The organism is Streptomyces sp. NPDC005266 (assembly GCF_040607655.1).
Taxonomy (GTDB): Bacteria; Actinomycetota; Actinomycetes; order Streptomycetales; family Streptomycetaceae; genus Streptomyces.
This window is the reverse complement of record NZ_JBEXHC010000012.1, coordinates 65,695-84,680: the sequence shown is the minus strand read 5'-3', so window position 1 is coordinate 84,680 and position 18,986 is coordinate 65,695. Positions and strand designations below refer to the sequence as shown.

Genomic DNA, 18,986 nt, shown 5'->3' with positions numbered 1-18,986 from the left:
GGGAAGGAAGACATGACGTGAACAGCCAGATCCCTACCTCTCGACGGTCCCGGAAGAGCCGGGTCCTCCTCGCCTCCGTGGTGGCAGCGGCGGCTCTCTCCAGCCAGCTGCTGACCATGTCTCCCGCCGCACAGGCGGATGACAGCCCCGCGAGCCTCGGCCGCCCCAAGCCGCCGAGGCCGCCGTCCATCATCCACGGGGTGCGGGAGTTCACCGCGGACGGGACCTTCACGCCTCCGGCCGGCGTCACCTCGGTTCACATCCAGGCCTGGGGCGCGGGCGGCGGTGGCGGCGGCGGTGGCGGTGGCGCCACCACTCCGCTGACAGGCGCCGGTGGCACCGGCGGCGGCGGTGGATCCGGCGGCTTCACCTGGTGCGTCATCCCGGTCACGCCCGGCCAGACCTACACGGTTGACCTGGGCACCGCCGGTACCGGCGGTCCCGGCGGCCCTGCCGGAACGACCGGTACCGCCGGTACGGCCGGGACCGCGACGACTCTGACTTCCACCAGCGGCGTCCAGCTCACCGCCACGGGCGGCACCGGCGGTGGGGCCGGCGGCGGCGGTACGGCCACCCCGGGCACCCCGGGCGCCGGCGGCATCGGCGGCACCGGCTCCTGCAACAGCCTCTACGTGGTGAACCGCAGCGGTGAGAACGGGGCGTCCGGCGCCGACGGCGGCGAGGGCGGCGACGCGGTCGACGGCATCGTCGAACTGCCCCCGCTGAACAGCAGCGAGGGCGGCGACGGCGGCCTCGGTGGCGCCGGTGGCACCACCCCGGGCGGCCCGGGCAGCCCCGGTACCGCCGGTGGCAACGGCTACCTCGTCTTCTTCTGGTAAACCCGCTCAGGCGAGCGCCCCCGGCCGAACGGCCGGGGGCGCTCGCGGCTATCCGGCCAGGATCCGCTCGATGACGGCGGCGACGCCGTCCTCGGTGTTGGCGCCGGTGCGGTGCGTGGTCGCGGCCAGCACCTCCGGGTGGGCGTTGGCCATCGCGTACGAGGTCCCCGCCCAGCTCAGCATCTCCAGGTCGTTGGGCATGTCGCCGAACGCGACGACCTCCTCGGCGGTGATCCCGCGCTCGGCGCAGCACTGGGCCAGGGTGCTGGCCTTGCTGACCCCCGGCCCGCTGATCTCCAGCAGGGCGGTCGGGCTGGAGCGGGTGAAGTCCCCGTGGCCGCCCGCGGCCTCGCGGGCCAGCTGGAGAAACGCGTCGGGCGCCAGTTCGGGGTGGTGGGCGAGCAGCTTGAGGATCGGCGTGTCCGCGTGCGGGAAGCCGTCGTCGAGCAGCTTCTCGGCGGAACCGTAGACCGCGCCCGGGTCGAGATGGAAGGGCGGGTACTGGGGCTCGTAGAAGATGCCGCCGGTCCGCTCGACCGCGAAGGACGTGCCCGGGGCCACCTCGCGCAGGGCCCCCACGACGGCGAGCGCGCCGGCGGCGGCCAGCGGGCGGATCTCGGTGAGCAGTCCGCCCTGGTGCAGATCGACCACGGCGGCGCCGTTCGCGCAGATCGCCAGGCCGTGGCCGTGCACATGGGCGCTGACGACATCCATCCAGCGGGCCGGGCGGCCGGTGACGAAGAAGACCTCGATGCCCGCCTGCTCGGCCGCGGCGAGCGCCGCGACGGTGCGGTCCGAGACCGTCTTGTCGTCCCGCAGCAGGGTGCCGTCGAGGTCGGTTGCGATCAGCCGGGGCGGGGGCGAGGCGGTGGCCGAGGGGTCGGTGGCCGGGGTCTCGGGCTGCTCGGTAGCTGGAGTCACGGCAACCATCTTCCCGTATGTGCCGCTCAGCCGTGCGGGAAGAGCGCTCACGTGCGGGCCGGGGGCCGGCCGTATCGGGTTGTCGTGGCCACCGCTTAGGCTCGGCGGTATGCGACTGAGCACCGTGATCCTGCCCGTCCGCCGCTGGTCCGAGGGCGGCAGGGAGCAATGGCAGCGCGCCGAGGAACTGGGTTTCCACGCCGCCTACACCTATGACCATCTCTCCTGGCGCAGCTTCCGCGACGGCCCCTGGTTCGGGGCCGTCCCGACGCTGACGGCGGCCGCCGCGGCGACCTCGCGGCTGCGCCTGGGCACCCTCGTCACCTCCCCGAACTTCCGGCATCCGGTGACCCTCGCCAAGGAGCTGATATCGCTGGACGATGTGTCCGACGGGCGGATCACGCTCGGCATCGGAGCGGGCGGCTCCGGCTTCGACGCGACGTCGCTGCTGCGCGGCGGCGAGGAGCCCTGGACGCCCCGGGAGCGGGCGGACCGGTTCGGCGAGTTCGTCGAGCTGCTCGACCGGCTGCTGACGCAGGACGTGGTGACGTACGAGGGCACCCACTACAGCGCGCGGGAGGTGCGCAACATCCCCGGCTGTGTGCAGCGGCCCCGGCTGCCGTTCGCGGTGGCCGCCACCGGCCCGCGCGGGCTGCGGCTCGCGGCGCGCCACGGCCAGGCGTGGCTGACCACGGGGGACCCGAAGCTCTTCGAGACGGGGACCCCGGAGGATTCGCTGGCGGCCATCGGCGGGCAGATCCAGCGGCTGGGCAAGGCATGCGCGGAGGCCGGGCGGGAGGTGAGCGAGCTCGACAAGATCCTTCTCACCGGCTTCACCCCGGACGGCGAGCGGCCGCTGAGCTCCGTGGACGCCTTTGTGGACTTCGCGGGCCGGCATGCGGCACTGGGCTTCGACGAGATCGTGCTGCACTGGCCGATCGCCGACTCGGTCTTCGCGGCGGACCCCGTCGTCTTCGAGAAGATCGCCACGGAGGGCCTGGCGCAGCTCGGCGGGTGAGGGAAGCGCGTAAGGAGGAGCCGGACGGCTTTCCCTTATGCCGCGAAGGCGGGGATAAGGGGGAGAATCGGGTAGTGAGGCTGTCGCTGCCGCGGTGACTGTGGAGGCATCCATGTCGCATACCCGTTATCCCCCTGACCGGGGACTGACCACCCGCATGGTCATGACGATGTTCCTCATCGGTCTGCTGTACGTGATCCTCGTCGGTGTGCTGATCGCACTGTTGCGCGGGGCATGGCCGCTGATCCTGATCATCGCGGGCGGGCTGTTCGTGGCCCAGTTCTGGTTCAGTGACCGGATCGCCGCCTACAGCATGGGCGCCCGGGAGGTCACCCGGGAGCAGGCGCCCGAGCTGCACGGGGCGGTGGACCGGCTGTGCGCGCTCGCGGACATGCCCAAGCCCCGGGTGGCCGTCGCCGACACCGATGTGCCCAATGCGTTCGCCACCGGCCGCAGTCAGAAGAACTCGCTGGTGTGCGCGACGACGGGGCTGCTGCGTCGGCTGGAGCCGGACGAGCTGGAGGGGGTGCTGGCGCATGAGCTGTCGCATGTGGCGCACCGCGATGTGGCGGTCATGACCATCGCCTCCTTCCTGGGCGTCCTGGCGGGCATCATGACCCGCGCCGCCCTGTGGGGCGGGCTCAGCCGCGGCAGCCGGAACAACAACGCGGGCATCGCTCTGCTGCTCATCCCGCTGGTCAGCGCCGTGATCTATGCGATCAGCTTTCTGCTGACCCGGCTGCTGTCCCGCTACCGTGAGCTGTCCGCCGACCGTGCCGGTGCGCTGCTGACCGGGCGGCCCTCGGCGCTCGCCGCCGCGCTGACCAAGGTGACCGGGCAGATGGCCCGCATCCCCACGCGCGATCTGCGCAAGGTCGAGCCGTTCAATGCCTTCTTCTTCGCCCCGGCGCTGTCCGGGGAGAGCATCACCCGGCTGTTCTCCTCGCATCCGACGCTGGAGCAGCGGCTCCAGCAGCTGGCCCGCGTCTCCGCCCAGCTGGGCCAGGCGGGAAGGGGCTGAGGGCGCATGGGACTGTGGGACGCCATTCTCGGCCGCAGCAAGCCGGTGCGGCCCGATCTCGACCGTCTGTTCGGGCTGCCGGGTGCCGCCGTCACGCTGGAGGCGGAGACGGGGTTCACCCCCACGGGGCAGGGGTCGGTGTGCTTCGCCAGCGTGGAGGGCGGCGCCTTCGCCGGGATCCAGCGGGACGTGCGGGATCTGCTGGACGCGGACACCGACCGGGGCGGTGTGCCCGTGGAGTTCAGCCGGGACGGATACGGCTACACCTGGCTGCTGGCCCGCCAGGCGCCGGACGATGTGGCGGGCCTGGTCAACGACCTGCACGCGGTCAACACGCTCCTCCAGGACGGGGGCTTCGGCCCTCAGCTGCTCTGCTCGCTGCTCGGCTTCCACAACGCGTCGACCGGCCGCTCCCTCGCCCTGGTGTACCTCTACAAACAGGGCACCTTCTATCCCTTCGCACCGCTGCCGGGCGGCGGAGAGAAGCGGGACAACGGCCTGGAGCTCCAGGTGCGGGGGCTGCTGGGGGACGATCTGCGGATCGAGGATGATCTGAGCCGGTGGTTCCCGGTGTGGGGCGCGCCCGGTCTGTGACCGGGCCCCGCCGCCGCGCACCGGCTACCGCGCCCGGCGCAGACGGGCCAGCGCGCGCAGCGACGCCGGTGCCACCCGGGACAGGGCACGTGCGGCGCGCGCCTCCGGCGTCACCGGCACGACGGCCGCGTCGCGCAGCACGGCCCGCAGCACCGCGTCCGCGACCTTCTCCGGCGGATAGTCGCGCAGCCTGCGCCGCCGCGCGGGCCGGTCGCCCCCGGCGCGGGCGAAGCCGGGGCAGATCACCGAGACCCCGATGTCCCGGCCCGCCAGCTCGGCGCGCAGGGATTCGCTGAGCGCCGGCACCGCGGCCTTGGACGCGCCGTAGGCGGACAGCACCTTGGAGGGGCGAAAGGCCGCGGCCGACGCGGTGTTGACGATGTGTCCGCCCTGGCCGCGCTCGGCCATCTGCCGACCGAAGGCCCGGCAACTGTGGATGACGCCCCACAGGTTGATGTCGAGCACCCTGCTCCACTCGGCCGCCGAGGTGTCCAGAAAGCCGCCGGTGAGCCCCGCCTCGGCATCGTTGACCAGCACATCCACCACGCCGTATTCCTCGGCGACCTTGAGGGCGAGCTTCTCCACCGCCTGCTCGTCCGAGACGTCCGCGCCCTCGGCCCACGCCTGGGGCGCCCCGGCGGCCCGGGCCATCGAGGCCGTGCGCGCCGCGCCCTCCGCGTCCTGGTCCACCGCGACCACCCGGGCGCCGGCCGCCGCGAAGGCGAGACAGACGGCCCGGCCGATGGCGCCCGCCGCGCCCGTCACCATCACCAGCCGGCCGCCGAACCGCTGGGCGTATGGACCGGACGAGCCCGCCCCGGGGCGCGGGGCGCCCTCCTCGATCGCGGTGATGAACTCACCGATCCACGCGGTGAGCTGATCGGGCCGGGAGAGCGGCATCCCGTGCCGGGCGGCCAGGGTACGGCGGGTCAGCTCCGGCACCCAGGTCTCCAGATCGTCGTACAGCCGCTGGGACAGGAAGGGGTCCTTGGTCGGGACGATGAGCTGGACCGGGGCGTGGGCATAGGGGTCCGCCCGGGGTCGGCGGAACCTCTCCCGCACGTTGTCCCGGTAGAGCCAGGCCCCGTGCGCGGCGTCATCGGGCAGGGAGGAGGTGGGATAGCCCTCGGTCGACACCCGCTCGGCGCGCTCCAGGATCCTCGGCCAGTACCGGCCGAGCGGCCCGCGCCACAGCGCCTCCGGGACCTTGGGCGTATGCAGCGCGCCCACGTACCAGGAGCGGGCGGACTGGCCGAGGACCTGCGCCACCCGGCGCGGGGTGGGCCGGGTCAGCCGCTTCCTGAGCCAGTGGCCGAAGTGGTCCAGGGACGGGCCCGACAGCGAGGTGAAGGAGGCGATCCGCCCCTTGGTGCGGCCGGTCGTGACGAACTCCCACGACTGGACCGACCCCCAGTCGTGCCCGACCAGATGCACCGGCCGGCCGGGGCTGACCGCGTCGGCCACGGCCAGGAAGTCGTCGGTCAGCTTCTTAAGGGTGAAGCCGCCGCGCAGCGGGGTCGGAGCGCTCGACCGGCCGCAGCCGCGCACGTCGTACAGGACGACATGGAACCCCCACTGCCCGGCGAGGCGCGTCGCTACCTTTGCCCAGACCTCCTTGCTGTCCGGATAGCCGTGCACCAGCACCGCCGTCGGCCGCGCCGGGTCGCCGAGCTCGGCGACGCACAACTCCACTCCGCCCGTATGAATGCTGCGCTCGGTCGCTTCCGCGATCCCGTCCGTCACGCTGTCCTCCCCTTCCGGGCACGAGCCCCGGCGAACCATGCCCACTCGACCATGCTCGGCGTTCGAAATTCCCGTCAAGAGGGGATCAGCCCCTGTGGATACCCGGGGTAACATCTCCGGAAGGGTCCCTTCCCCTACGGGGGCGTCAGACCCGAGGACGAGAGAAATCCCGTCGTCCGGACTGACGTCGGATGTGGCTGGCACCACTACCGTCGAACGCGTGACTGTGATCGCCACCGAAAGTCTGAGCAAGCGGTTCCCCCGGGTCACCGCGCTGGACCGGCTCTCCGTCGACATCGCGCCAGGCGTCACCGGCCTGGTGGGTGCCAACGGCGCCGGCAAGTCGACCCTGATCAAGATCCTGCTCGGGCTGTCCCCCGCCAGCGAGGGCCGCGCCGCCGTCCTCGGTCTCGACGTGGCCAAGGACGGCAGCGCCATCCGCGAGCGCGTGGGCTACATGCCCGAGCACGACTGCCTGCCGCCCGATGTCTCGGCGACCGAGTTCGTCGTCCATATGGCGCGCATGTCCGGCCTGCCGCCGTCCGCCGCCCGCGAGCGGACGGCCGACACCCTGCGTCATGTAGGGCTGTACGAGGAGCGATATCGCCCCATCGGCGGCTATTCGACCGGTATGAAGCAGCGAGTCAAGCTCGCCCAGGCCCTGGTGCACGATCCGCAGCTGGTCCTGCTGGACGAGCCGACCAACGGCCTCGATCCGGTCGGCCGCGATGAGATGCTCGGTCTGATCCGCCGGGTCCACACCGACTTCGGCATCTCGGTCCTGGTCACCTCCCACCTCCTCGGCGAGCTGGAGCGCACGTGTGACCACGTCGTGGTCATCGACGGCGGCAAGCTGCTCCGCTCCAGCTCCACCAGCGACTTCACCCAGGTCACGGCCTCGCTCGCGGTCGAGGTGACCGACACCGCCGGGCATCCGGACGGCACTGGGGTGCTGCGCGCCGCGCTCGACCGGGCCGGGCTCACCGTCCAGTCGGCCGGCCGTGGCGCCGACGGGGCTCCCGCCTCCGAGCATCTGCTGCTCGTGGACGTCGATGGTGAGGAGACGTACGACACGGTCCGGGACGCGATCGCCGATCTCGGCCTCGGCCTGGTCCGCATGGAACAGCGCCGCCACCGCATCGCGGAGATCTTCCGCACCGACGGCGAGGCGGAGTCCGCGGACGGCGACATGGCGTCCGGCGCACAGAGCAGGGGCCATGGAAGCGGACAGGGGAACGGAGGTGCCGTCGATGCCGCCTGAGACCGTGACCCACCAGCGCGCCGACGTCATTCACAACATCGGCTACCGCCACTACGAGGGCCCGCGCCTCGGCCGCGCCTACGCCCGCCGCTCGCTCTTCTCCCAGAGCCTGCGCGGCGCCTACGGCCTGGGCCGCTCCGCGAAGTCCAAGATCGCGCCGATGCTGATGCTCGCCGTGATGTGCCTGCCCGCCGCGATCATCGTCGCGGTCGGCGTCGCCACCAACGCCACCAAGCTCCCGGTCGAGTACACCCGCTACGCGATCATGCTCCAGGCCGTCATCGGCCTCTACACCGCCGCCCAGGCACCGCAGTCCGTCTCCCGCGATCTGCGCTTCAAGACGATCCCGCTCTACTTCTCCCGCCCCATCGAGACGGTGGACTATGTGGTGGCCAAGTTCGCGGCCATGGCCTCCGCCCTCTTCTTCCTCACCGCCACGCCCCTGCTGATCCTGTACGTCGGGGCGCTGCTCGCCAAGCTCGACTTCGCCGACCAGACGAAGGGCTTCGCGCAAGGACTGGTTTCCGTGGCTCTGCTCTCGCTCCTCTTCGCCGGCCTCAGCCTGGTCATCGCGGCGGCCACCCCCCGGCGCGGCTTCGGCGTCGCCGCCGTGATCGCCGTACTGACCATCTCCTACGGCGCGGTGTCCACCATTCAGGCCATCGCGTACGAGCAGGGCACCACCGGTGCGGTCAGCTGGATCGGCCTCTTCTCGCCGATCACTCTCATCGACGGGGTGCAGACGGCGTTCCTCGGCGCCACCTCCGCCTTCCCCGGCAATTACGGCCCCGACACCGGTACCGGGCTCGTCTACCTCCTCGTCCTCCTCGGCCTGATCGCCGGCTCGTACGGGCTGCTGATGCGCCGCTACCGAAAGGTCGGGCTGTGACCACGATCGCCATCGACAATGTCTCGCGCTGGTTCGGAAACGTCGTGGCCGTCAACGACGTGACCATGACCATCGGCCCCGGCGTCACCGGACTCCTCGGCCCCAACGGCGCCGGAAAGTCGACCCTCATCAACATGATGGGCGGCTTCCTCGCCCCCTCCACCGGGAGCGTCACCCTCGACGGCGCCACCATCTGGCGCAATGAGCAGGCGTACCGCCAGATCGGCCTGGTTCCCGAGCGGGAGGCGATGTACGACTTCCTGACCGGCCGTGAGTTCGTCATCGCCAACGCCGAGCTGCACGGGCTGCCCGATCCGCGCGCCGCCGCCCGCAAGGCCCTCGACACGGTCGAGATGGACTTCGCGGGGGCGCGGCAGATCTCCACGTACAGCAAGGGCATGCGCCAGCGCGTGAAGATGGCCTCCGCCCTCGTCCACGATCCCTCGGTGCTGCTGCTGGACGAGCCGTTCAACGGCATGGACCCGCGCCAGCGGATGCAGCTGATGGAGCTGCTGCGGCGCATGGGTGCCGAGGGCCGTACCGTCCTGTTCTCCTCACACATCCTGGAGGAGGTCGAGCAGCTCGCCGCGCATATCGAGGTGATCGTCGCGGGCCGGCACGCCGCCTCCGGCGACTTCCGTAAGATCCGCCGACTGATGACGGACCGTCCGCACCGCTATCTCGTACGGTCCAGCGACGACCGCGCGCTCGCGGCCGCCCTGATCGCCGATCCGTCGACCACCGGTATCGAGGTCGACGCGAGCGGCGGCGCCGACGGCGGGCTGCACATCCAGGCGGTCGACTTCGCCCGCTTCACCGAACTGCTTCCGCGTGTCGCCCGTGACCAGGGCATCCGGCTCCTCACGGTCTCGCCCTCCGACGAGTCCCTGGAGAGCGTCTTCTCCTACCTCGTCGCGGCCTGAAAGGAGCCACAGCGATGCCCTCGCTCATCCACCCCACCGTCGCCCGGCTCACCTACCGGGCCCTGCTCGGCCGCCGCCGCGCGCTGATCCTCTTCATGCTCCCCGGTCTGCTGCTGCTCATCTCGCTCGCCGTACGGCTGCTGACCGGACCCGACGACGACACGGCCGACGCCATCCTCGGCGGCTTCGCGATCGCCACCATGGTGCCGCTGATCGGCGTGATCGCGGGTACGGGCGCGATCGGCCCGGAGATCGACGACGGCTCGGTCATCTATCTGCTGGCCAAGCCGGTCAAGCGCCCGACGATCATCACCACCAAGCTGGTCGTCGCGATCGGCGTCACGGCCGCCTTCTCCGCGATCCCCACCCTGCTGGCGGGCTTTCTGCTCAACGGCAACGCCCACCGGATGGCGGTCGCCTACGCGGTCGCCGCCGCAGTGGCCTCGGTCGCCTACAGCGCGATGTTCCTGCTGCTGGGCACCGTCACCCGGCACGCGGTGGTCGCGGGCCTGGTCTACGCCCTGGTGTGGGAGTCGCTGTTCGGCAGCCTGGTGGCCGGGGCCAAGACGCTCAGCGTCCAGCAGTGGTCGCTCGCGCTCGCCCAGAAGGTCGCGGACGGCGATGTGATCACCTCGGACGTGGGCCTGCCGACCGCCATCGTCCTGCTGGTCGCCGTGACCGCGGCCGCGACCTGGTACGCGGGCCGCAGGTTGCGCTCGCTGACCCTCGCGGGCGAGGAGTGACCACCTGCGCGAGGTGACGCTCGGCGCCCAGGGGGTTCGTGCACGCCTTACGGCCGCCGGGGGGCGTGCATGCCTTACGGCCGCCGGGGGGCGTGCACGCCTTACGGGCGCCAGGGGGCTCATGCACGCCTTACGGCCGCCACCGCCCCGGGACGGCGGAGCGGCCGCCGGTCGTCTCCGCGGTGGCGGCGGTCGTCGCGACGGCCGCCGCCGTGAGGTGTCCGGGGGCCGCGTTGGCCTGGTACAGGGCGCAGGCCACGGCCGCGGACGACCCGAGCAGGACCGTCGCCGCCACACAGACCACGGTCCAGGGACCCCGCAGCAGCCGCCGCCACGGCCGTCGGGTGCCGCCCGCCGCGGCCCGCGTGCCGTGGGTGGTCTTCGTCTCGTCCACGCCGCTCATCCCGTCCTCATCGGTGCCGATGACACTGAGAGTGGCGGCGGGAGTTGTCGGCCGGGCCTCGGGGGCCTGAGGACCGGCTGTGAAAGCGTGAGGCCGCTCAGGCCACGTGGGCGTCGTAAGGATGTCGTGCTGCTCGGGCGCCGTCAGAGTTTCGGGCCCTCCGGCCGCTCAGGCCCGGATCTTGCGGTCGCGTCCCGCGCCCAGGCCCAGCACCGCCAGTACCCCGCACACCGCCAGCATCAGCGTGAGCGGCAGCCCCCAGCCGCCGATGGTCTGGTGCACCACGCCGAGCGCCAGAGGGCCCGCCGCGGCCAGCAGATAGCCCCACGTCTGCGCCATTCCGGACAGTCGCGCCGAGGTGTGGGCATCCCCAGTCCGCAGCACCATCATGGTCAGCGCGAGCCCCACGGACCCGCCCTGCCCCACGCCGATCAGCGTCGCCCACACCCACGCCCCCGCGACGGGAGCCACCAGCAGGCCCGCGATGCCGGCGCCCATCAGCGCCGCGACCGCGACGGCCAGCATCCGCTGGGAGCGCATCCGCCCGGCAAGGGTGGGCACCACGAACGAACCGACCATCTGCAGCATGGTGCTGAACGCGAACACCAGCCCGGCCGTGTTCTTGCTCATGCCGTGGTCGGTGAAGATCGTCGGCAGCCACGCGATGCAGACGTACGCGATCGACGACTGCAGCCCCATGAACAGCGTGACCTGCCAGGCCAGCGGGGAGCGGCCCAGCCTTGGCCCCGCGTCCGGCGTCGTCCTTACGGGCGTCGCCGCGGGCTCACCGTGGTGCGTTCCGCGCCGCGCGAGCACCGTCTGCGGTATCCAGACCACGGCCGCGACCGCCGCCAGCAGTGACCAGGAGGCGAGCGAACCCCGCCAGCCGCCGAGCGCGTTCTCCAGGGGCACGGCGGAGGCGGCGGAGACCGTCGCCCCGCCGATCATCGAGGTGGTGTAGAGCGCGGTCATCCCGGCGGCCCGGTGCGGGAAGTCACGCTTGACCAGGCCCGGCATCAGTACATTGAGGAACGCGATCCCGCTGCCGACGAGGGCGCCCCCAGCGAAGAGCGCCATCACGGGCGGCGCCACGCGCAGCAGGATGCCGCCGAACAGCAGCGCCAGCGCGCTCAGCAGCACCGCCTCCGTGCCCCAGCGCCGGGCGAGCCGGGGCGCGAAGGGCGAGGCCAGGCCCATGAAGATCAGCGGAATGGTGGTGACCAGGCTGCTCATGGTCGCGGACATCCCGAAGTGGCCGCTGATCTCGCCGAGAAGCGGGGAGACCCCGGCGAGCGCGGCCCGCATGTTGAGCGACGCCAGCACGATGCCGATCAGGAGAAGGGCGGGGTGGGCCCGCAGGGTGCGCCGCGCCGCGGCCACCTCAGGGGTCGGCCGCAGATCCGTCCCGGCGTCCACGAGCAGGGGTTCGGCCTCGGGGCCGGGGGTGTGCGGGCGTGGCAAGAAGAGCTCCGTTCCGTCGTGGTGGGGCTGGGGTGAGGCCCGCCGAGAGGGGCTCAGCCGGTGGCGAGCAGGGCTTCGATGGCGCGTTTCGGCGCCTCTAGCAGCGCCCGCGCCGCCGCCTCTGCGGCCGCCGGGTCGCCGGAGGCGATGGCGTCGACCAGGGCGCGGTGGTCGGCGGGGACGATGCTCGGCACACCGCGGTCGCCGAGCGAGGCCACCAGCGAGTCGCGCACCGAGCTGCTGAACCAGCCGTAGGTCGCGCTCAGCGCGGCGTTGTGCGCGGCCTCCACCACGGCGGTGTGGAACTCGAGGTCATGGGCGGCGTGCAGCTCGTAGTGGCCGGCCGCGGGCGACTCCCCGGCGTGCTCGAACGCCTCGAGCGACTCCAGTGCCGCCCGCATCCGCCGCAGATCGGCGGGGCCGCGCCGGAGCGCCGCCAGCCGCGCGCCCTCCGCCTCCAGCGCGATCCGCAGCTCCAGCACATCCCGGATTCCGGCGCGCCGCACATCTCGCATGACCTCGGCGGGGTCGGTCGTGGAGACCACAAAGGTGCCCTCGCCCTGCCGGGACTGCAGCATTCCCGCGTGAACGAGGACGCGGACCGCCTCGCGGACCGTGTTCCGGCCGACCTGGAGCTGCTCGGCGAGGGCGTGCTCGGTGGGCACGCGGTCGCCGACCTTCCACTCGCCCTCGGCGAGCTGCGCGCGCAACTGTTCCACCACGGTGGCGACCAACGACTGCCGTCCGACCGCCCGCAACGCCATCCCTCTCGGCTCCCTCACTCGATTCACCCGGTCGCCCAATCATCCTACAAGTCTCGGAAAGCCCGGTGGGCGGGGCCCCACCCCATCCACCGAGCTCCTCCGATCCGCTACCCGCGCCGCCGCTTGGCGCGCCGCGCCCGTCGCTGGACCGACTCGGCCTTGAGTGTGGCGACGTCCCTGCGGACCTCGGTCATGTCCTCACCGAGATCGCAGGGCCGCTCGCTCATGGCGCAGATGACCCGGCCGTGTGCGTCGAGCCGCCGGTCCATCCCGTCCAGCCGACCGGAGACCCCGGCCATCCACGGCGCCGGCTCGCGCAGCGTGGAACCGACATCCGCCAGACACGCCTCGACGGCGTCGAGGTGGCTGCCGATCGGCCCGGCCGGCATCCGCTGGGTGAGGATTCGTTCGAGCGGGAGCTGATCCGTCCCGGCTTCCGGTCCGCTCCGGGTCGACTGCTCGACATCGAGGAGATAGGTGCGTACCCGCCTGGCGATATCGCTGTCCCGCAGTAGCGAGGGGCGAGCGCCGTCGGGCGCCCGCCCCTCCTGACTCGTGTCGTCCACGGCTCAGGCGTGGACCGGCTCCGCAGGGGATTTCTCGGTGGTCGGCTTCGGGGCCGCTCCGCCGGGGCCGCCCCGGACGATGGTGAGGACCAGCAGGCCTGCCGCCAGTGCCGCGATGCCGGCGATCACGCAGATGCGGTCGAGCCCGGCCGCGAACGACTCGTGGACGAGTGCGCGCGCCGCGTCCGCCCGGGCTGGTGGCGCGGCGGCGATCACCGCGTCCGCGTGGCCGCCGCTGATGGCCTCGGCCGCTTGCCCGGCGGCCCGCGCCGGGACCGTTCCGCTGCCGTCGACCATGTCCCGTACCCGCGCCGCGAACACCGTGCCCAGGACCGCGATGCCCAGCGCGTAGCCGAGCTGCCGGAAGGTGTTCACCGCGCCGCTGGCCATTCCGGCCCGCTCCGGCGGCGCCGCGCTGAGCGCGGCGGACACCAGGACCGGCATGGCGAGTCCGATCCCCAGGCCGGCGATGGCCAGGCCCGGGGCCAGGGCCGCCCAGCCCGCGTCCGGCGTGAGCAGCGCGGCGTTGACCAGTGCGCCGACGCCCACCAGCAGCAGTCCGGCGCCCAGCGCCCGCCCCGGGGCGACCCGCTCCAGCAGCCGTCCGCCCGCCGCGCCGACGACCAGCGCGACACCCGCCATCGGCGTCACCGCGAGCCCCGCCCTCACCGGGCTGAGCCCGAGCACCGACTGGAGCCACAGCCCGGCGTAGGTGAGATACGGGAACGCCGCCGCCTGCAGCAGGAGGGCCGCTGCCATCAGCACCGCGAACGACGGGCGACGCAGCAGCCGCAGATCCAGCAGCGGCTGCCGTTTCCCGCGCTCCACCCCGATGAAGACGCTCAGCGCGACGGCGGCGGTCACCAGTGAGGCGACCGTGCCGGTGTCCGCCCAGCCCTCTTCGCCGCCCCGCATCAGCCCGTAGGTCAGGGCCCCGGCGCACACCGTGAACGAGGCGGCGCCAGGCCAGTCGATACGCGCCCCCGGCGCACCGCGTGACTCGCTGATCGAACGCACCGTGATCCACACGGCGATCGCGGTCAGCGGCAGATTGACCAGGAAGATCGCCCGCCAGTCGGCGTACTCGGTCAGCACTCCGCCCAGTACCGGGCCGACCGCCGCGGCCGCCCCGCTCGTACCGCCCCACACCCCGAAGGCGATGCCACGGGCGCGTCCGGAGTAGGTGGCCATCAACAGCGGGGTGTTGGTGGCGAACATGGCCGCCGCCCCGACGCCCTGCACGGCACGGGCGGCGATCAGCACCCCGGCGTCGGGCGCGAGCCCGCAGGCCAGCGACGAGAGCGCGAAGACGGCGAGGCCTATCAGATACAGCCGCCGCCGGCCGAAGAGGTCCGCCGCCGAGCCCGCCACCATCAGCAGTGCGGCGAGCGCCAGCGCGTAGATGTCCATCACCCACTGGAGGGAGGAGAAAGAGGCATCCAGCCCGTACGCCACCTCGGGCAGCGCCGTGTTCACGATCGTGACGTCTATCAACAGCATGAAGTTGCCAAGAGTGATGGCGGCGAGCGGCCACCATGTGCTGCGCATGAGGTACTCCGAGACCCGTCGAAGAGATGGGGCCCGGCCGGACGCCGCACCCCGCGGCCCCCACGGTCGCCAGGACACGAGCCCCGCTTCCAGCCAGTGCCCCTGGGGTGGCGATATCCGACACCGGTTAGCTTTGGGCGGTGGATTTCGATGCGTACGACGACGTCGACCGGGCCCTGGTGTACGCCCTCCAGCTCGACGGCCGGGCCCCGTTCAGCCGTATCGCCGAGGTGCTCGGCGTCTCCGACCAGACCGTGGCGCGCCGTTACACCCGGATGCGGACCACGGGCGCGATACGGGTGCTGGGACTCACCGACCCGACCGCGCTCGGCGAGATCGTCTGGATGGTGCGCGTGGAGTGTCTGCCCGAGGGCGCCGAGTCGGTGGCCGAGGCGCTGGCCCGGCGCGCCGACACCTCATGGGTCAGCCTGATGTCCCACGGCACCGAGGTGGTCGCCGTGGTGCGGGCGGCGAGCGGCCAGGACAGCGAGACGCTGCTGCTGCGCAAACTCCCCCATACGCCACGGGTGGTGGGCGTGAGCGCGCACTGCCTGCTGCATGAGTACTTCGGCGGGGCACAGAGCCTGGTCACCAAGTCGGGGGCGCTGACCGCCGAGCAGGCCGAGCGGTTGCGCCCGCCGGCCGCGGACCGCTCGAAGGGACCGCGCGGGCCAGTGGGGGCGGAGGACCACAGGATGCTGGCCGTGCTCGCGAGCGACGGGCGGGCGCCGCTGGCCGAACTGGCCGCGGCCACCGGCTGGTCGCACTCGACAGTCCGCCGCCGCCTCACCGATCTGCGCGCCGACGGCACCCTCTACTTCGATGTGGACTACTCCCATCGGCTGTTCCGGCAGGACATCACGACCTTGCTGTGGCTGTCGGTGCCGCCGTCGGATCTGGCCGCCACGGGGCAGGCGCTCGCGGACCACCCCGAGGTCGCCTTCGCATGTGCGACCACCGGGCCGAACAATCTGCTGGCGACCGTGGTGTGCGCCGATGTCCCGGCCCTTTACACCTATCTGACGACGCGGATCGCCGCGCTGCCCGGCGTACGGCATATGGAGACCTCCCCGATGATCCGCAGGATCAAGGGCCCGGGGCCGCTGCTGGCCCCCTCGCGCGGGGTGCTGCGGCGGAAGTCCTGAACTCTCCCTCGCGCGCGGTGCTGCGAGGAACGAGGACCCCTCGACACCGACGATCGGGGAACTCTCCCTCGCGCGGGGTGCTGCGGCGGAAGTCCTGAACTCTCCTTGACACAGGTGGAGTTGGAGGAACATCCGAACCTTTGGTGGGGGAAGTCTGTTCATCTCCACGTCTGTCCATATCTTGACGGTTGTCAGGTACCTGCTCAAATCTTGGCGTGCGCTGGATCACCACGCCGTCCCCTCGTACCGCCCACCGGCGTTGAGGGGGCGTCAGAAGTGAACATCGGAGGGAACCGAGAATGCGTCGTCTTGCCACGAGCCTCGCCGCCACCGCGGTTACCGCAGCAGCCACCGTCGCCCTCGCCGTACCCGCCCAGGCGGCCCCCGCGGACAAGCCGCAGGTCCTCGCCGGCTGGACTCAGACCAGCGCCAGCAGCTACAACGCCTGGCTCTCGGCACGCAACAACCAGGGCGCCTGGGCGTCCTACGCCTTCGACTGGTCGACCGACTACTGCAGCACGTCGCCGGACAACCCGTTCGGCTTCCCCTTCCAGACCTCCTGTGCCCGGCACGACTTCGGATACCGCAACTACAAGGCCATGGGGACGTTCGACGCGAACAAGTCGCGTCTCGACAGCGCCTTCTACGAGGACCTCAAGCGTGTGTGCACCGCCTACAGCGGCGCCACCAAGTCGTCCTGCGACAGCACCGCGTGGACGTATTACCAGGCGGTGAAGATCTTCGGCTGAGCCCGGATCCCGGCTGCGTCCTGGATCCCGGCTGAGTGCTGACCCGGTGAAGCAGGGTGCCGGACGGTCTCGGGGGGCCGCCCGGCATCCGCTCGGTCCGTCAGCCCGCGGCCGGGAAGAGCCGCTCCAGCACGATGGCGATGCCGTCCTCCACATGGGACGCGGTGATCTCGTCGGCGACGGCCTTGAGGTCGTCGTGCGCGTTCGCCATGGCCACACTGTGCCGGGCCCAGCCGAACATCGGGATGTCATTGGGCATATCGCCGAACGCGATCGTGTCGGCGGCCGTCAGCCCCAGCCGGCGCGCGGCCAGCGACAGGCCGGTGGCCTTGGTCAGCCCCAGCGGCAACAGCTCCACCAGCCCGGCACCGGCCATCGTGACCCCGACCAGACCCCCCGCGGCGATCCGGGCGGCGTCCGCGAGCGCGTCGTCGCCCAGCTCGGCGTGCTGGATATAGAGCTTGCTGATGGGCGCCGACCACAGCTCGGCCGGGTCAGTGAAGGCCACCAGGGGCGTGTCCCCGTCGTGGCTCATCCGATAGCCCTCGCCGAAGAGCACCTCGCCCTCCAGCCCGTCCCGGGCCGCGGCCAGCGACAGCGGGCCGATCTCCGCCTCGATCTTCTCCAGGGCCAGCAGGGCCACTTGCCGGTCCAGGGTGACGGAGGTCAGCAGCCGGTGCTCGCCCGCGTGGTAGAGCTGGGCGCCCTGCCCGCACACCGCGAGCCCCTGGTAATCGAGGTGCTCGAGTATGTGCCGGGCCACCGGGACGGTCCGCCCGGTGACGACGATATGGGCGGCACCGGCCGCGGTGGCAGCCGCTATCGCGTCACGCGTACGGGGCGAGACGGTGTGGTCGGGACGGAGCAGAGTCCCATCCAGGTCGGTCGCGACAAGCCGGTACGGAAGGTCTCGCGTCGCACCATTCACTGTCCTGTTCCACCCGCTTCTCCGCCCGTGCGGCGCAGCGGTGCGGGAATCGTCGTCGACTGCGGCCCGGCGGCCGCACGTGTGTCGCTCACCGCGCGACCGGTTCAAGGACCTCGCGGCCGCCCAGGAACGGCCGCAGTACCTCGGGCACCCGCACCGAGCCGTCGGCCAGCTGGTGGTTCTCCAGGATGGCGACGATGGTCCGGGTCACCGCGCACAGCGTGCCGTTGAGCGTCGCCAGCGGGCGGACCCGCTTGCCCTCACGCATGCGGATCGACAGCCGGCGCGACTGGAACTCGGTGGTGTTGGAGGTCGAGGTCAGCTCGCGGTACTTGCCCTGGGTCGGGATCCATGCCTCGCAGTCGAACTTCCGCGTCGCCGACGAGCCCAGGTCACCCGAGGCCAGGTCGACCACCCGGAAGGGCAGCTCCAGCGAGGTCAGCCACTGCTTCTCCCACTCCAGCAGCCGCTGGTGCTCGGCCTCGGCCTCCTCCGGCGTCGTGTAGACGAACATCTCGACCTTGTCGAACTGGTGCACCCGGAAGATGCCCCGGGTGTCCTTGCCGTACGACCCGGCCTCGCGGCGGAAGCAGGAGGAGAACCCGGCGTAGCGCCGGGGCAGCTCGCTCGCGTCCAGGATCTCGTCCATGTGGTACGCGGCCAGCGGCACCTCGGAGGTGCCGACCAGGTACAGGTCGTCCTTGTCGAGATGGTAGACGTCGTCCGCGGCCTGGCCGAGGAAACCGGTGCCCTCCATGGCCTTCGGCTTGACCAGCGCCGGGGTGAGCACCGGGGTGAAACCCGCCGCGGTGGCCTGTGCCATCGCCGCGTTCACCAGTGCGAACTCCAGCAGCGCGCCGACCCCCGTCAGGTAGTAGAAGCGCGAGCCGGAGACCTTGGCGCCGCGCTCGGTGTCGATCGCCCCGAGCAGCTCACCGAGCTCCAGATGGTCCTTGGGCGTGATGCCCTCGGCCTCGAAGTCGCGCGGGGTGCCGACGGTCTCCAGGACGGTGAAGTCGTCCTCACCGCCCACGGGCACGTCGGGGTGGACGAGGTTGCCGAGTTGGCGCAGCAGCCGCTGGGTCTCCTCGGCGGCCTCGTCCTGCTCGGCGTCGGCCGCCTTGACGGCGGCGGAGAGCTCGCCCGCCTTCTTCAGCAGCTCGGCCTTCTCGTCGCCGGAGGCCTTGGGGATGAGCTTGCCGAGCGCCTTCTGTTCGGCGCGCAGCTCATCGAAGCGGACACTGGAGGACCTGCGCCGCTCGTCGGCGGTCAGGAGCGCGTCGACGATGCCGACGTCCTCTCCACGGGCGCGCTGGGAGGCGCGCACACGATCGGGGTCCTCACGGAGCAGGCGAAGGTCAATCACACCCCCAGGTTACCGGTGTGACCTCGGGTGCTCGACACGATATTCCTTTCCGTCCCGATTTGCCCCTTTTGGTGGTGTGGATAAACCAAGGAATTCCCGTGACG

Annotated in this window: 19 protein-coding genes; 10 read left to right on the top strand and 9 right to left on the bottom strand. The window is 71.8% G+C overall.

The genetic code is table 11. The features are described 5' to 3' along the window. The first annotated feature begins 17 nt into the window (after positions 1 to 17). Entirely contained in the window at positions 18 to 839 is an 822-nt protein-coding gene (locus tag ABZU99_RS21845; protein ID WP_355951668.1) for a hypothetical protein, read from the top strand. A gap of 48 nt (positions 840 to 887) precedes the next feature. Here ABZU99_RS21845 and ABZU99_RS21840 read toward each other — a convergent pair whose 3' ends face one another. Further along, positions 888 to 1,769 carry a Cof-type HAD-IIB family hydrolase gene (locus ABZU99_RS21840; RefSeq protein ID WP_355951666.1) on the bottom strand — a complete coding sequence of 294 codons (882 nt, stop codon included), beginning with the start codon at positions 1,767 to 1,769 and terminating at the stop codon, positions 888 to 890. Positions 1,770 to 1,869: 100 nt separating this feature from the next. Here ABZU99_RS21840 and ABZU99_RS21835 point away from each other — a divergent pair, with 100 nt between their 5' ends. The 3 genes from ABZU99_RS21835 to ABZU99_RS21825 all read left to right on the top strand — a co-directional run bounded on the left by ABZU99_RS21835 (position 1,870) and on the right by ABZU99_RS21825 (position 4,393). Then, a complete protein-coding gene (locus tag ABZU99_RS21835) occupies positions 1,870 to 2,778 on the top strand; it encodes an LLM class flavin-dependent oxidoreductase (protein ID WP_356046700.1) in 909 nt (302 codons plus the stop codon). A gap of 112 nt (positions 2,779 to 2,890) precedes the next feature. Beyond that, the gene (htpX, locus tag ABZU99_RS21830) at positions 2,891 to 3,799 is read left to right on the top strand and encodes a zinc metalloprotease HtpX (RefSeq protein ID WP_356046698.1); all 909 of its coding nucleotides are present in this window, start codon (positions 2,891 to 2,893) and stop codon (positions 3,797 to 3,799) included. 6 nt (positions 3,800 to 3,805) lie between these two features. Then, positions 3,806 to 4,393 carry a hypothetical protein gene (locus tag ABZU99_RS21825; protein ID WP_356046696.1) on the top strand — a complete coding sequence of 196 codons (588 nt, stop codon included), beginning with the start codon at positions 3,806 to 3,808 and terminating at the stop codon, positions 4,391 to 4,393. Between the two features lie 24 nt (positions 4,394 to 4,417). Here ABZU99_RS21825 and ABZU99_RS21820 read toward each other — a convergent pair whose 3' ends face one another. Then, positions 4,418 to 6,136 carry an SDR family oxidoreductase gene (locus ABZU99_RS21820; RefSeq protein ID WP_356046694.1) on the bottom strand — a complete coding sequence of 573 codons (1,719 nt, stop codon included), beginning with the start codon at positions 6,134 to 6,136 and terminating at the stop codon, positions 4,418 to 4,420. Positions 6,137 to 6,329: 193 nt separating this feature from the next. On the opposite strand from ABZU99_RS21820, the gene ABZU99_RS21815 reads away from it, so the two are divergent. From ABZU99_RS21815 to ABZU99_RS21800, 4 genes are read left to right on the top strand one after another with little or no spacing between them, the layout of a single operon-like run. Continuing rightward, positions 6,330 to 7,397, top strand: coding sequence for an ABC transporter ATP-binding protein (locus tag ABZU99_RS21815; protein ID WP_356046692.1), 1,068 nt, complete (start codon positions 6,330 to 6,332; stop codon positions 7,395 to 7,397). Beyond that, on the top strand, positions 7,387 to 8,286 hold the full coding sequence (locus tag ABZU99_RS21810) for an ABC transporter permease (protein WP_356046690.1): 900 nt from the start codon (positions 7,387 to 7,389) through the stop codon (positions 8,284 to 8,286). The genes ABZU99_RS21815 and ABZU99_RS21810 overlap by 11 nt, the downstream gene beginning before the upstream one ends. Next, on the top strand, positions 8,283 to 9,209 hold the full coding sequence (locus ABZU99_RS21805) for an ABC transporter ATP-binding protein (RefSeq protein WP_355951649.1): 927 nt from the start codon (positions 8,283 to 8,285) through the stop codon (positions 9,207 to 9,209). Before ABZU99_RS21810 ends, ABZU99_RS21805 begins: the two co-directional genes overlap by 4 nt. A gap of 14 nt (positions 9,210 to 9,223) precedes the next feature. After that, positions 9,224 to 9,952 (top strand): ABC transporter permease, encoded by a 729-nt coding sequence (locus ABZU99_RS21800; protein ID WP_355951647.1) that lies wholly within the window; start codon positions 9,224 to 9,226, stop codon positions 9,950 to 9,952. 130 nt (positions 9,953 to 10,082) lie between these two features. Here ABZU99_RS21800 and ABZU99_RS21795 read toward each other — a convergent pair whose 3' ends face one another. From ABZU99_RS21795 to ABZU99_RS21775, 5 genes are all read right to left on the bottom strand, one after another. Continuing rightward, on the bottom strand, positions 10,083 to 10,355 hold the full coding sequence (locus ABZU99_RS21795) for a hypothetical protein (protein ID WP_356046687.1): 273 nt from the start codon (positions 10,353 to 10,355) through the stop codon (positions 10,083 to 10,085). Between the two features lie 168 nt (positions 10,356 to 10,523). Further along, positions 10,524 to 11,816, bottom strand: a complete 1,293-nt coding sequence (locus tag ABZU99_RS21790; protein ID WP_356046685.1) for an MFS transporter — start codon at positions 11,814 to 11,816, stop codon at positions 10,524 to 10,526. A gap of 53 nt (positions 11,817 to 11,869) precedes the next feature. Continuing rightward, the gene (locus tag ABZU99_RS21785; protein ID WP_356046683.1) at positions 11,870 to 12,580 is read right to left on the bottom strand and encodes a FadR/GntR family transcriptional regulator; all 711 of its coding nucleotides are present in this window, start codon (positions 12,578 to 12,580) and stop codon (positions 11,870 to 11,872) included. A gap of 107 nt (positions 12,581 to 12,687) precedes the next feature. Then, positions 12,688 to 13,146, bottom strand: a complete 459-nt coding sequence (locus tag ABZU99_RS21780) for a hypothetical protein (protein ID WP_356046681.1) — start codon at positions 13,144 to 13,146, stop codon at positions 12,688 to 12,690. A gap of 3 nt (positions 13,147 to 13,149) precedes the next feature. Next, entirely contained in the window at positions 13,150 to 14,694 is a 1,545-nt protein-coding gene (locus tag ABZU99_RS21775; protein WP_355951636.1) for an MFS transporter, read from the bottom strand. A gap of 140 nt (positions 14,695 to 14,834) precedes the next feature. Between ABZU99_RS21775 and ABZU99_RS21770 the strand changes: the two genes are divergently transcribed. Together ABZU99_RS21770 and ABZU99_RS21765 are read left to right on the top strand one after the other, a co-directional pair. Continuing rightward, positions 14,835 to 15,839: an Lrp/AsnC family transcriptional regulator gene (locus ABZU99_RS21770; RefSeq protein WP_355951633.1), complete on the top strand. Its 1,005-nt coding sequence runs from the start codon at positions 14,835 to 14,837 to the stop codon at positions 15,837 to 15,839. 299 nt (positions 15,840 to 16,138) lie between these two features. Further along, on the top strand, positions 16,139 to 16,588 hold the full coding sequence (locus ABZU99_RS21765) for a phospholipase (RefSeq protein WP_356046678.1): 450 nt from the start codon (positions 16,139 to 16,141) through the stop codon (positions 16,586 to 16,588). A 100-nt stretch (positions 16,589 to 16,688) separates the two neighbouring features. Here the strand turns inward: ABZU99_RS21765 and ABZU99_RS21760 are convergent, their stop codons facing one another. After that, positions 16,689 to 17,516 carry an HAD family hydrolase gene (locus tag ABZU99_RS21760; protein ID WP_355951629.1) on the bottom strand — a complete coding sequence of 276 codons (828 nt, stop codon included), beginning with the start codon at positions 17,514 to 17,516 and terminating at the stop codon, positions 16,689 to 16,691. Positions 17,517 to 17,604: 88 nt separating this feature from the next. Further along, on the bottom strand, positions 17,605 to 18,882 hold the full coding sequence (gene serS / locus ABZU99_RS21755; protein WP_356046676.1) for a serine--tRNA ligase: 1,278 nt from the start codon (positions 18,880 to 18,882) through the stop codon (positions 17,605 to 17,607). Positions 18,883 to 18,986: the final 104 nt, after the last annotated feature.

Excerpts from the sequence above, each read along its gene's own strand:
- ABZU99_RS21825 (WP_356046696.1), top strand. The coding sequence starts at position 3,806 with ATGGGACTGTGGGACGCCATTCTCGGCCGCAGCAAGCCGGTGCGGCCC.
- ABZU99_RS21765 (WP_356046678.1), top strand. The coding sequence starts at position 16,139 with ATGCGTCGTCTTGCCACGAGCCTCGCCGCCACCGCGGTTACCGCAGCA.
- ABZU99_RS21775 (WP_355951636.1), bottom strand. The coding sequence starts at position 14,694 with ATGCGCAGCACATGGTGGCCGCTCGCCGCCATCACTCTTGGCAACTTC.
- ABZU99_RS21795 (WP_356046687.1), bottom strand. The coding sequence starts at position 10,355 with ATGAGCGGCGTGGACGAGACGAAGACCACCCACGGCACGCGGGCCGCG.
- ABZU99_RS21835 (WP_356046700.1), top strand. The coding sequence starts at position 1,870 with ATGCGACTGAGCACCGTGATCCTGCCCGTCCGCCGCTGGTCCGAGGGC.
- htpX (WP_356046698.1), top strand. The coding sequence starts at position 2,891 with ATGTCGCATACCCGTTATCCCCCTGACCGGGGACTGACCACCCGCATG.
- ABZU99_RS21785 (WP_356046683.1), bottom strand. The coding sequence starts at position 12,580 with ATGGCGTTGCGGGCGGTCGGACGGCAGTCGTTGGTCGCCACCGTGGTG.
- ABZU99_RS21810 (WP_356046690.1), top strand. The coding sequence starts at position 7,387 with ATGCCGCCTGAGACCGTGACCCACCAGCGCGCCGACGTCATTCACAAC.
- ABZU99_RS21800 (WP_355951647.1), top strand. The coding sequence starts at position 9,224 with ATGCCCTCGCTCATCCACCCCACCGTCGCCCGGCTCACCTACCGGGCC.
- ABZU99_RS21840 (WP_355951666.1), bottom strand. The coding sequence starts at position 1,769 with ATGGTTGCCGTGACTCCAGCTACCGAGCAGCCCGAGACCCCGGCCACC.